The organism is Streptomyces sp. Q2, assembly GCF_056820935.1.
Map to the genome: position 1 here is coordinate 173,766 of NZ_JBXEJE010000012.1, position 11,005 is coordinate 184,770.

Annotated in this window: 9 protein-coding genes and 1 tRNA gene; 4 read left to right on the forward strand and 6 right to left on the reverse strand. The window is 70.3% G+C overall.

Translation table 11 applies throughout. From position 1 onward, the window contains the following. The first annotated feature begins 82 nt into the window (after window positions 1-82). Window positions 83-2,281: an elongation factor G-like protein EF-G2 gene (locus tag ACWBNA_RS15555; protein ID WP_482704924.1), complete on the forward strand. Its 2,199-nt coding sequence runs from the start codon at window positions 83-85 to the stop codon at window positions 2,279-2,281. 252 nt (window positions 2,282-2,533) lie between these two features. Then, window positions 2,534-4,195: a hypothetical protein gene (locus ACWBNA_RS15560; protein WP_482704925.1), complete on the forward strand. Its 1,662-nt coding sequence runs from the start codon at window positions 2,534-2,536 to the stop codon at window positions 4,193-4,195. Between the two features lie 43 nt (window positions 4,196-4,238). Here the strand turns inward: ACWBNA_RS15560 and ACWBNA_RS15565 are convergent, their stop codons facing one another. Then, a complete protein-coding gene (locus tag ACWBNA_RS15565; RefSeq protein ID WP_482704926.1) occupies window positions 4,239-4,799 on the reverse strand; it encodes an HIT family protein in 561 nt (186 codons plus the stop codon). On the opposite strand from ACWBNA_RS15565, the gene ACWBNA_RS15570 reads away from it, so the two are divergent. Then, on the forward strand, window positions 4,800-5,540 hold the full coding sequence (locus ACWBNA_RS15570) for a potassium channel family protein (protein WP_482704927.1): 741 nt from the start codon (window positions 4,800-4,802) through the stop codon (window positions 5,538-5,540). A gap of 28 nt (window positions 5,541-5,568) precedes the next feature. On the opposite strand, the gene thrS is transcribed toward ACWBNA_RS15570, so the two are convergent. The 3 genes from thrS to ACWBNA_RS15585 all read right to left on the reverse strand — a co-directional run bounded on the left by thrS (window position 5,569) and on the right by ACWBNA_RS15585 (window position 9,431). Next, the gene (thrS, locus tag ACWBNA_RS15575; RefSeq protein ID WP_482704928.1) at window positions 5,569-7,545 is read right to left on the reverse strand and encodes a threonine--tRNA ligase; all 1,977 of its coding nucleotides are present in this window, start codon (window positions 7,543-7,545) and stop codon (window positions 5,569-5,571) included. A gap of 90 nt (window positions 7,546-7,635) precedes the next feature. After that, window positions 7,636-8,868 (reverse strand): hypothetical protein, encoded by a 1,233-nt coding sequence (locus tag ACWBNA_RS15580; RefSeq protein WP_482704929.1) that lies wholly within the window; start codon window positions 8,866-8,868, stop codon window positions 7,636-7,638. Then, window positions 8,865-9,431, reverse strand: a complete 567-nt coding sequence (locus tag ACWBNA_RS15585; RefSeq protein ID WP_482704930.1) for a DUF4365 domain-containing protein — start codon at window positions 9,429-9,431, stop codon at window positions 8,865-8,867. The genes ACWBNA_RS15580 and ACWBNA_RS15585 overlap by 4 nt, the downstream gene beginning before the upstream one ends. Before the next feature lie 192 nt (window positions 9,432-9,623). Here ACWBNA_RS15585 and ACWBNA_RS15590 point away from each other — a divergent pair, with 192 nt between their 5' ends. After that, entirely contained in the window at window positions 9,624-10,352 is a 729-nt protein-coding gene (locus ACWBNA_RS15590) for an exonuclease domain-containing protein (RefSeq protein ID WP_482704931.1), read from the forward strand. A gap of 48 nt (window positions 10,353-10,400) precedes the next feature. Here the strand turns inward: ACWBNA_RS15590 and ACWBNA_RS15595 are convergent. Together ACWBNA_RS15595 and ACWBNA_RS15600 are read right to left on the reverse strand one after the other, a co-directional pair. Next, window positions 10,401-10,472 (reverse strand) — tRNA-Val (locus ACWBNA_RS15595). Window positions 10,473-10,511: 39 nt separating this feature from the next. Next, window positions 10,512-10,958, reverse strand: coding sequence for an SRPBCC family protein (locus ACWBNA_RS15600; protein ID WP_482704933.1), 447 nt, complete (start codon window positions 10,956-10,958; stop codon window positions 10,512-10,514). Window positions 10,959-11,005: the final 47 nt, after the last annotated feature.

The window sequence follows — 11,005 nt, forward strand, 5'->3', positions numbered from 1 at the left end:
CCGCGGGCGTCGCCGGAGCCGCCATCACGCGGGCCGCATGTCCGCGCCCACAGTGACCTCACCGTGCACGGGAGGCAAGGCCATGGGTGACAAGGCGAACGCACACCCCGGAGCCGCCGGCAGGGCAACAGCGGCCGACCAACCCGCGTCCGTACGGAATGTGGTGCTGGTCGGCCACTCCGGATCGGGCAAGACGACATTGGTGGAAGCTCTCGCACTCACGACGGGAGCGGTGAACCGGGCGGGCCGCGTGGAGGACGGCGGCACCGTCTCCGACTACGACGAGATCGAACACCGGCAGCAGCGCTCGGTGCAGCTCTCCCTGGTCCCCGTCGAATGGGACGGGTACAAGATCAATCTTCTGGACACCCCCGGATACGCCGACTTCGTCGGGGAACTCAGGGCCGGTCTGCGAGCGGCGGACGCGGCCCTTTTCGTCGTCTCGGCCTCCGACGGGGTGGACGGCTCGACCCGCATGGTGTGGGAGGAGTGCGCGGCCGTCGGCATGCCGCGGGCGATCGTCGTCACGCACCTGGAGTCCGCCCGGGCGGACTTCGAGGACATGACGCGGATCTGCGCGGAGACCTTCGGCGGCGACGACCCCGACGCCGTACTGCCCCTGTACCTGCCGCTGCGCGGGCCGCAGGCCCCGGACGGGCACGCGCCCGTGACCGGGCTGATCGGGCTGCTGTCGCAGAAGCTGTTCGACTACTCGTCCGGGGAGCGCGAGGAGTCCGAGCCGGGCGAGGACCAGCTGCCGCTGATCGAGGAGGCCCGCAACCGGCTGATCGAGGGGATCATCGCGGAGAGCGAGGACGAGACCCTCATGGACCGCTATCTCGGCGGCGAGGAGGTCGACGTCAAGACGTTGATCGAGGACCTGGAGCGGGCCGTCGCACGCGGGGTCTTCTTCCCGGTCCTGGCCGCCGCTCCCGCGGCCGAGGGCGCCCGGCAGGGGCTCGGCACGGTCGAACTCCTGGAACTGGTCACCCGCGGCTTCCCGACGCCGCTGGAGCGCGAGGCACCGAGGGTCACCACCGTCGACGGCAAGCCGCGCGAGCTGAAGCTGTGCGACCCGGACGGGCCGCTGGTCGCGGAGGTCGTGAAGACGTCGTCCGACCCGTATGTGGGCCGGGTCTCGCTGGTGCGGGTCTTCTCGGGGACCCTGCACCCGGACGAGACCGTGCACGTCTCCGGCCACGGCCTGGCCGACCGGGGGCATGAGGACCACGACGTCGACGAGCGGATCGGCGCGCTGTCCGCCCCCTTCGGCAAACAGCAGCGGGTGCTCACCCACTGCATCGCCGGCGATCTCGCGTGCGTGGCCAAACTCGGCCGCGCCGAGACCGGGGACACCCTCTCGGCCAAGACCGACCCGCTGCTCATGGAGCCGTGGGAGATGCCCGACCCGCTGTTGCCGCTGGCCATCCAGGCGCACAGCAAGGCGGACGAGGACAAGCTCTCCCAGGGGCTGTCCCGGCTGGTCGCCGAGGACCCGACGATGCGCCTGGAGCAGAACCAGGACACCCACCAGGTGGTGCTGTGGTGTCTGGGCGAGGCACACGCCGACGTCGCGCTGGAACGGCTGCGCAACCGGTACGGCGTCCAGGTCGACGTCGTCCCGCACAAGGTCTCCCTGCGCGAGACGTTCGCGACCAGGTCGGCGGGCCGTGGCCGTCATGTGAAGCAGTCCGGCGGCCATGGGCAGTACGCCATCTGCGAGATCGAGGTGGAGCCGCTGCCCGGCGGCTCGGGCATCGAGTTCGTGGACAAGGTGGTCGGCGGGGCGGTGCCGCGCCAGTTCATCCCGTCCGTCGAGAAGGGCGTAAGGGCCCAGGCGGCCAAGGGAGTTGCGGCCGGCCATCCGCTCCTCGACATCCGGATCACCCTGCTGGACGGCAAGGCGCACTCCGTGGACTCCTCCGACGCCGCCTTCCAGACGGCCGGCGCGCTGGCGCTGCGGGAGGCCGCGGCCGACGCGAAGATCCATCTGCTGGAGCCGGTGGCCGAGGTGACCGTCCTGGTCGGCGACGACTACGTGGGCGCGGTGATGAGCGACCTGTCCGGCCGGCGCGGCCGGGTGCTCGGCACGGAACAGATCAGCGGCGGACGGACCTTGGTGCGGGCGGAGGTGCCCGAGATCGAGATCGGCCGGTACGCCGTCGACCTGCGCTCCCTGTCCCACGGCACGGCACGCTTCAGCCGCTCCTACGCGCGGCACGAGCCGATGCCGCCGCAGATCGCGGAAAGGGTACGTGAAGAGGTGGGCAGCACTTCCTAGTTGGCGTCCAGCGCCCCTCAAGTGGCGTTCACGGAACGCTCCCCTCCCAGTCGGCGGGCGGCTTCGGCCGTCCGCCGACTGGGATGTTGTCCGTCCGCCGACCGGATGTCGTACGTCCCTCGACGCGATGTTGGTACGTCCGCCGACGGATGTCCGTGCCTGCGGATACGCTGATCACCTGATCAACAGGTGTGCGAAGCAAGGAAGTCGGGAAGGCCGCATGAGCAGGAGTCGCGGCGATCGGGGGCGGGAATGACCGTTGACAGCGGTTACGCGGACATCTTTGGTCCGCAGGTGCCGCGCACGGGCGACGAGGGACAGACGGCGACGTTCGCGCTGGCCTCGGCGGCCTATCGGGACAATCCGGTCAGGGACATCCTCGCGGCCAACAGCGAGTGGCACCAGTCGACCGTCTCGGACGGGCGCAAGTGGGCGCGGATCTTCCGGCCCAACCTGGGCGAGGCCTTCTCCGCGGCCGTGGTCGCCCGCATGCTGGGGGCCGGCCGCAAGCCGCTCATCCAGTCCTTCGGTGCCGAGCCACAGGCCGTGGTCGAGCACTGCCTCGCGGCGAACAACATCCGCAGGGACCGCGACAACCTGCTGACCATCGTCATGGTGCTGTGCGGTGTGCTGTTCCTGCCCGGACTCCTCATCTGGCTGCTGGTCTTCCAGATCCGCACCACCGTGGCGAAGACGGAGAACAGGCAGGCCGGAGCGCTCGCCACCGCCCTGCTCGTCGGGGTCGGCGCCCTCGCCGTGATCTTCCTGGTGCGCACGCCGTTCGGCGGGTTCTGGGCGTGGTACGCACGAGCGGCGATCGTGATGCCGGTGGTCGGCTGGTTCTGGGCCAAGCAGATCTGCGAGCGCACGGCCAGGGACCTCAGGGAGCGCTGGGACAGCCTGCTCTCCGGCAGCAGCGTCGGGGCGAAGGTGCCCGAGGCCGTGCCGAGCAGCCCCCGCGAGACCGCGGCCGAGCAGTTGCGCCAGTCCCTCGCCCAGCTGAGCGCCGAGCAGCAGTCCAACTCCGTGTTCTACGCCGGGCCCAAGGGCATACTCGGCATGGGCACCCGCTGGGGCAGCTGGCAGCTCGCCGAGGACCTCGTCTCACGCCATCCGGACCGGGAGATCCACCCATTCCGCAGCTGGGACGTCATACGGTCCATCCACGACAAGCTGCGCATGCTGGAGCGGAACACGCTGAACACCGGCGGCTTCCCGAAGGCGTCCGTACGGCACTGGGTCGTCACCCCGGTCGGGGAGAACGCGAAGGCGGTCGCCCGGCCCGAGGGCACGGACGTGAGCGCGTACCAGGTGAAGCCGCACGCCATACAGGACATCTGCAACAAGCAGCAGTTCGGCGCGGGCGACCGGCACTACCTGGGCGTGCAGTGGACGCTGTGGGACGGGCAGCTGGTCATCACCATGATGATCACCGTGACCGTGCTGCACGAGACGCTGCGCATCGAGGTGACCGGGCACGCCCTGGGCCCGGTGCACTCCCTGTTCACCTCGAAGCCGGAGGCCAAGGAGAAGGAAGTCGCCAAGCAGGTCAAGTTCTGGGAGACCCGGAAGGTGAAGCTCCCGCTGGTCGACGCGGACGAGGTGGTACGCCTGGCCGCCCGGGCGCCCCTGACCTGGTATCCGCCGCTGCTGAACTGGCTCGGCGGCACGCTGACGCTCCCCGAGCCCTTCGGGCTGCGGCACGCCTGGGCGGACAAGCCGTGGCGGCACCGCTTCATGGCCGACGACGCGCTGCGCGCGGCCACGCCGGTGCTGCGGGTCGTGCACGCCGCGGCGATCCGGGTCCTGGAGGAGAACGGCGTGGACACGGAGAAGTTCGGCAACCGGTCGGCGTTCCTCAGCACGGCGGTGCAGGACGCGTCGCCGCGCAAGGCGGACGTGTACGACGCGTAGGTGGGGTGGGGGCCGCACCACGAACCCCCACTCCGCCCAAGGATCAGGCCGTCGGCCAGGACTCCGCCAGCATCTTCCGGGTGTCCGCGAGCAGCTGCGGCAGCACCCTGGTGTGGCCGACGACCGGCATGAAGTTCGTGTCGCCGCCCCAGCGCGGGACGATGTGCTGGTGCAGGTGGGCCGCGATACCGGCGCCGGCCACCGAGCCTTGGTTCATGCCGATGTTGAAGCCCTGCGCGCCGGACGCGGTGCGCAGCGCCGTCATGGCCTGCTTGGTCAGCGCACCCAGTTCGGCCGTCTCCGCGTCGGTGAGTTCCGTGTAGTCGGCGACGTGGCGGTAGGGCACGACCATCAGGTGCCCACCGTTGTACGGGTACAGGTTCAGCACCGCGTAGACCTGCTCACCGCGCCTGACGATCAGCCCGTCCTCGTCGGACTTGGCCGGGATCGAGCAGAAGGGACAGCCGTCGTCGGCGCCCGGGCCGGTCGGCTTGTTCTCACCCTGGATGTAGGCCATCCGATGGGGTGTCCACAGACGCTGGAACGCGTCCTGGGTCCCCACGCCCCACTGCTGCTCCGGCTCACTCGTCATGCAGTGCAGCATATGACTTCGCCCGTTCGCGCCGTGTCGCCGGGTTGTGGGAAAAGCGTCCCGGGCCAAGCTGGGCCGGTGGACGACGCGCATGCACGGGACGACGACAGCCGCACGGCTCGCTGGGAGCAGCACACCGAGATTCCGCTCGCCGTGGCGTCGCTGGTCTTCCTGGCCTCGTACGCCATCCGCGTGCTCGCCCACGGACTGCCCGACGGCCTGCTGGACCTCTGCCTCGCGCTGACCCTGGCCGCCTGGGGGCTGTTCGCCGTCGACTACGCGGTGCGCTGGCGGCTGAGCGGGCAGCGACTGCGCTTCGTACGGACGCACCTGTTGGACACCGTGGTGCTGGTCCTGCCGCTGCTGCGGCCGCTGCGCGTCGTCAAGGCGTACGAGGCGGTGCAGCGCCGGCACGGACGGCCCCGGCTGGCGCTGCACGCGCGCGTGATCGCCTACGCAGGGCTGTCGACCGTCCTCCTCGGCTTCACCGGCGCCCTCGGCGTCTACCAGCAGGAGCACGGAGCCCCGGACGCGACCATCCTGACCTTCGGGGACTCCGTGTGGTGGACCTGCTCCACCCTCGCCACCGTCGGCTACGGCGACGTCGTCCCCGTCACGCCGGTCGGACGCCTGATCGCGGTCGGGATCATGGCCATCGGTCTGGCCCTGCTCGGCGCCGTGACCGGGACCTTCGCCTCCTGGTTGCTCCAGACATTCTCCTATGAGGACGACGAGAGGCCCCCGACGCGATGAACTCGCCGGGGGCCTCACCTGCGCAGGATCAGACCTGCGCCCGCTCCTCGACGACCTTCCCGATCTTCGCGATGGCCTCGTCGAACGGGATGCCGTTCTCCTGCGAGCCGTCGCGGTAGCGGAAGGACACCGAGCCGGCCGACATGTCCTCGTCGCCCGCGATGACCATGAAGGGCACCTTCTGCTTCTGGGCGTTGCGGATCTTCTTCTGCATACGGTCGGAGGAGGAGTCGACCTCGACCCGCAGCCCCTTCTTCTTCGCCGCCGCGGCGAACTTCTCCAGGTACTCGACATGCGCGTCGCCGATCGGGATGCCGACCGCCTGGACCGGGGCCAGCCACGCCGGGAAGGCGCCCGCGTAGTGCTCCAGGAGCACCGCGAAGAACCGCTCGATGGAGCCGAAGAGCGCACGGTGGATCATGACCGGGCGCTGCTTGGAGCCGTCGGGGGACGTGTACTCCAGCTCGAACCGCTCCGGCAGGTTGAAGTCGAGCTGGATCGTCGACATCTGCCAGGTGCGGCCGATGGCGTCCTTGGTCTGGACGGAGATCTTCGGGCCGTAGAACGCGGCGCCACCCGGGTCCGGGACCAGGGGCAGCCCCTGCTTCTCGGCGACCTGGCGCAGCGTCTCCGTGGCCTCGTCCCAGGCCTCGTCGGAGCCGACGAACTTCTCCGGGTCCTTGGTCGACAGCTCCAGGTAGAAGTCGGTCAGGCCGTAGTCCCGCAGCAGGCCGAGGACGAAGGTGAGCGTCTTGTCGAGCTCCTCGGACATCTGCTCGCGGGTGCAGTAGATGTGCGCGTCGTCCTGGGTGAAGCCGCGGGCGCGGGTCAGGCCGTGCACGACGCCCGACTTCTCGTACCGGTACACGGTCCCGAACTCGAAGAGGCGCAGCGGCAGTTCACGGTAGGAGCGGCCGCGCGCGTCGAAGATCAGGTTGTGCATCGGGCAGTTCATGGGCTTGAGGTAGTAGTCCACGCCCTCGTCGAGCTGCATGGGCGGGTACATGCCGTCGGCGTACCAGTCCAGGTGGCCCGAGGTCTCGAAGAGCTTCCCCTTCGTCGCGTGCGGGGTGTAGACGAACTCGTAGCCCTCCTCCTCGTGGCGGCGGCGCGAGTAGTCCTCCATGACCCGGCGGATGATGCCGCCCTTGGGGTGAAAGACGGCGAGGCCGGAACCGATCTGCTCGGGGATGGAGAACAGGTCGAGCTCGGAGCCCAGCTTGCGGTGGTCGCGCTTCTCCGCCTCGGCGAGGAAGTCGAGGTGCGCCTTCAGCTCGTCCTTGGTGGGCCAGGCGGTGCCGTAGATGCGCTGGAGCATCGGGTTCTTCTCGCTGCCGCGCCAGTAGGCGGCCGCGTTGCGCATCAGCTTGAACGCCGGGATGTTCCGGGTGGTGGGCAGGTGCGGGCCGCGGCAGAGGTCCTTCCAGCACAGGTCGCCGGACTTGGCGTCCAGGTTGTCGTAGATCGTCAGCTCGCCGGCGCCGACCTCGACGTCCGCGCCGTCGTCCGTGGAGGCGGAGCCCTTGATGCCGATCAGCTCCAGCTTGTACGGCTCGGACGCCAGCTCCTCGCGAGCCGCCTCGTCGGTCACCACACGGCGGGAGAAACGCTGGCCGCGCTTCTGGATCTCCTGCATCTTCTTCTCGATGGCCTTGAGATCCTCGGGTGTGAACGGCTTCTCGACATCGAAGTCGTAGTAGAAGCCGTCCTTGACCGGCGGGCCGATGCCCAGCTTGGCCTCGGGGAAGAGCTCCTGCACGGCCTGCGCCATCACGTGCGCGGTGGAGTGGCGCAGGATGTTCAGGCCGTCCTCGGAGGAGATCTCGACGCCCTCGACCTCCTCGCCCTCGGACAGGACGTACGACAGGTCCTTCAGCTCGCCGCCCACGCGCGCGGCGATGATCGAACGCTCGCCGGGGAAGAGTTCGGCGGCCGTGGTGCCCGTCGTCACCACGCGCTCTTCCCGCTCGGAATCGCGTTGGATGATCACACGGACGTCTGACACCGGTCTCTCCTGACTGAAGGCGGATGCGGCGCCATACCGAGAGCGCGCGCAATAGGGGATCGTACCGACCCGGGACCGCCCTCCGCGAAATCAGTCCCCGCCGCAGGCCTCCTCGAAGAAGGCCGTGATCTCCGCGGTCTCCTGGAGCGACTTCATCAGCCGGTCCCGCTCGGCCTCGTCCACCTGCACCGGTTCGACCCCGGAGGCGTCCGTGAGGCGCCGGAAGCCGCCCCTGCTCTCCAGCCGCCCGTGCACCCGCACCGGCAGTCCGACCAGGTGCGCGTGCCCGGCGATCCGGTACGACTCCTCGTCCAGCGTCAGTCGTATGTGCGGGATCTCGGCGCCCGCGATCACCCGCAGCCGTACCGATCCCTCCCCGCGCGGCCCCGACCTGCGCATCCGGACCACCGCCCCGGTGATCCGGACCGGCATGGAGGGCTCCTCGCGCAGATAGCGGGCGCCGGCCTCCCGCAGCACGGGCAGGTCACCGGGCGAGAACTCGACGGCCTCGGCGGGCGCCGCGCATCCTTCGGGCACACCGGCGGCCGGTGCCCACTCCACGCCGATGCGCGCCCCCTCCGTACCGCGTACGAGCGCGATCAGAGCTTCGGTGAGCTCGCGGCTGACGCCCGCCGCGACGGCGCCGTCGAAGGCGTCCATGCCGCCGGTGGCCCGCTGGTAGTCGATGGCCTCGCGGGCGGCGTACAGGGCCTGGTGCAGGCGGACGGCGAGCGGGCGGCCGGTGCCGGCGGGCACGAAGGCGGTCAGGCGGCGGCCGCCTGCCGCGGAGCCGACGAGGACGTTCTCCAGGACCGCGGCGGCGGAGCGGCGGTAGCGGGCACCGTAATAGCCCGCACGCGCGCGGGTGGCGAGTGCTCCGGCGAGCAGGGTCTGGCGGGCGGCCGAACGCAGCTGTTCCTCGACCGTCCAGGGGACGGTTCCGGCCGGACCGGTCGGGACGTCGCGCCACCAGCGGATCTCGTCACTGGGCACGGCGAGGGAGACCAGCACCTCGCGTGCGGAGGGTGTGCCGCTGCGGGACAGCGCGAGCAGCGCCTCGGCGAGCAGGTCCTCGCTGTCGGGGAAGGCCCGGCTCTCGGGCACGAGCAGGCTGGTTCCGCCGGCGCCCGGCCCGGGCGGGGTCCAGCGGCCGTAGCGCCCCGCCGCTCCCCCGCGCCGCTGCCAGCCGTGCCGGCGCAGCAGGGCGCCGAGGACGACGGGGTCGACCTCGCCGGGCTCGGGGGGACGGTTCCAGGCAGCGGTCTGGTCGACGGGGTGGGGTCGTACGAGCCGCAGTGACTCTTCCGTCGGGCGGTGCGTCATGGTCTGCCTCCCGTCCCGACGCGCGTCATGATCTCGCAGAGCGCCCGGTCGTCGAAGATGCGCGAGGTCGGTATCCGCACGGTGGTCCGGTTCCGGCCGGTGATGGCGTGACCGGCGAGGTTGACCCAGTAGCAGCAGTGCCGGAGGTCCAGCCGGTCGTGGCTGGCGCGCAGCCAGTCGTCCGGGGATCTCGGCACGAGCATCACGACCAGGATCTTGTGGACCGAGACCGGGGTGCGGGCGAGCTTGCGCAGGTGGTCGTTGTCGAGCGTGAAGGAGAAGGTGCGGCCGGGGGGATTCGGCGGGATCTGGTAGGTGCATTTCAGCTGCACCTTGATGGTCACCTCGTCGTCGACGGTGTGCCCGGGTGAGCCGTGACTGACGTGCCAGTCGATGCCGTTGTCCGGAAAGGGCTGGGACAGTGAGCAGCCGGCGGCCGCCGCGACCGCGTGCAGGTAGCCCACCTGCAAGGTCTCCATGCAGGCGGTGGTGGCGAGTGTGCCGCGATGGGGGCTGGTGCGTTCGGGCAGCAGCCCGCCCCGCTCGGGCTGGGCTATCGCCATGACGAACAGCCTTCCAAGCCAAGTGATATGCCCAGACCTGGGCCGAGTGAATCCCGCGCCGGGTCGCTGAACTGCAAAGACCCGTACTCCTGTTGTGTCCTTCCGGCGTACGGCGCAAACAGCCCGGGTATCACCAAACGGGGCAGACGACGGGGCGTCAGCTGCCGTGGGTGAACGAGGGGTTGAGTAGGTATGACGTGCTGGTACGAAGGGCCCCTGGCCGCTTTCGACACGGAGACCACGGGTGTCGACGTCGAGACCGATCGGATCGTGTCGGCCGCCGTCGCCGTCCAGGACGCCCCGGGCACCCGGCCGCGGGTGACCCGGTGGCTGGTGAACCCGGGCGTGCCGGTGCCCGCCGGGGCGACGGAGGTGCATGGACTGACGCAGGAGCATCTGCAGCTCAACGGCCGCTGGCCGGCTCCGGTGATGTACGAGATAGCCGAGGCGCTCGCCGAGCAGGCCGCGGCGGGCCGGCCGCTGGTGGTGATGAACGCGCCGTTCGATCTGACGTTGCTGGACCGGGAATTGCGCCGTCATCGCGCCTCGTCCCTGGACCGCTGGTTCGAGTCCTCGCCCATGCTGGTGCTCGATCCGCGGGTCCTCGACAAGCATCTGGACCGCTACCGCAAGGGCCGCCGCACCCTCACCGACCTGTGCGCGCACTACGGCGTCGAGCTGGAGGGCGCGCACGACGCGGGCGCCGACGCACTGGCCGCGCTGGACGTCGTACGAGCGGTGGGGCGCCGGTTCGCGGTCCGGCTGGAGCGGCTGAGCCCCGCCGAACTGCACACCCTGCAGGCGGTGTGGCACGCGGCGCAGGCGCGGGGCCTGCAGGCGTGGTTCGCGCGCAGCGGCACGGAGGAAGCGGTGGACCCGGCGTGGCCGCTGCGTCCGGACTTGCCGGCGGCGGCCGCGTAGGGGCAGCAAAAAAAGCCGGTCCGTCTGGGACGGACCGGCTTTTCCCGGTGGGCGATACTGGGTTCGAACCAGTGACCTCTTCGGTGTGAACGAAGCGCTCTCCCACTGAGCTAATCGCCCGGGAACGCACTGAACCATACAGGTCCGCGCGCCCTTCCTTCAAACCGCTTCCAGCTGGCCGGCGAGACCTTGACGCCCGGCCCGCATCATCAGCCGGTGGTTGGCGCGGAACACCGGCCGTCCCGGTACGGCCAGCCGCCGCAGCAGCGGTTTGTTCACGTGGACCTCCTGCTCGTAGCGGGCGAGGCTGCCCGTGCCGTCCGCGGTGACCGTCCAGCGCGCCCAGCCGTCGATGTCCCCGGACACGGCGGTCTCCAGGACTTTGGCCGCCGGGTCGCGCCGCAGCTCGCGGGCGGTGAAGGTCATGCCGTACGGGAGGAGGGAGCGGATGCGGACGACGGCGGTCGTGTCGTCGATCCGGTCCACCTCGCGCACCTGGCGCCACCAGTGCGGATACTCCTCGACGCGTTCGAGTGCGTGGTACACGACGTCGGGCGCCGCGGGCAGGTGCCAGCGGCTGTGGAAGCGGTAGTGGGTCCAGTCCATGAGCGGAGTCTGCCCGTACACAGGCGGGATGAGGCGTAGGTGAGTAC

What these genes read in the sequence shown, in the direction of transcription:
- ACWBNA_RS15555 (WP_482704924.1), top strand. Translation starts at nt 83, where the DNA reads ATGGGTGACAAGGCGAACGCACACCCCGGAGCCGCCGGCAGGGCAACA.
- ACWBNA_RS15585 (WP_482704930.1), bottom strand. Translation starts at nt 9,431, where the DNA reads ATGGCGATAGCCCAGCCCGAGCGGGGCGGGCTGCTGCCCGAACGCACC.
- ACWBNA_RS15590 (WP_482704931.1), top strand. Translation starts at nt 9,624, where the DNA reads ATGACGTGCTGGTACGAAGGGCCCCTGGCCGCTTTCGACACGGAGACC.
- ACWBNA_RS15600 (WP_482704933.1), bottom strand. Translation starts at nt 10,958, where the DNA reads ATGGACTGGACCCACTACCGCTTCCACAGCCGCTGGCACCTGCCCGCG.
- ACWBNA_RS15565 (WP_482704926.1), bottom strand. Translation starts at nt 4,799, where the DNA reads ATGCTGCACTGCATGACGAGTGAGCCGGAGCAGCAGTGGGGCGTGGGG.
- ACWBNA_RS15580 (WP_482704929.1), bottom strand. Translation starts at nt 8,868, where the DNA reads ATGACGCACCGCCCGACGGAAGAGTCACTGCGGCTCGTACGACCCCAC.
- ACWBNA_RS15570 (WP_482704927.1), top strand. Translation starts at nt 4,800, where the DNA reads ATGACTTCGCCCGTTCGCGCCGTGTCGCCGGGTTGTGGGAAAAGCGTC.
- ACWBNA_RS15560 (WP_482704925.1), top strand. Translation starts at nt 2,534, where the DNA reads ATGACCGTTGACAGCGGTTACGCGGACATCTTTGGTCCGCAGGTGCCG.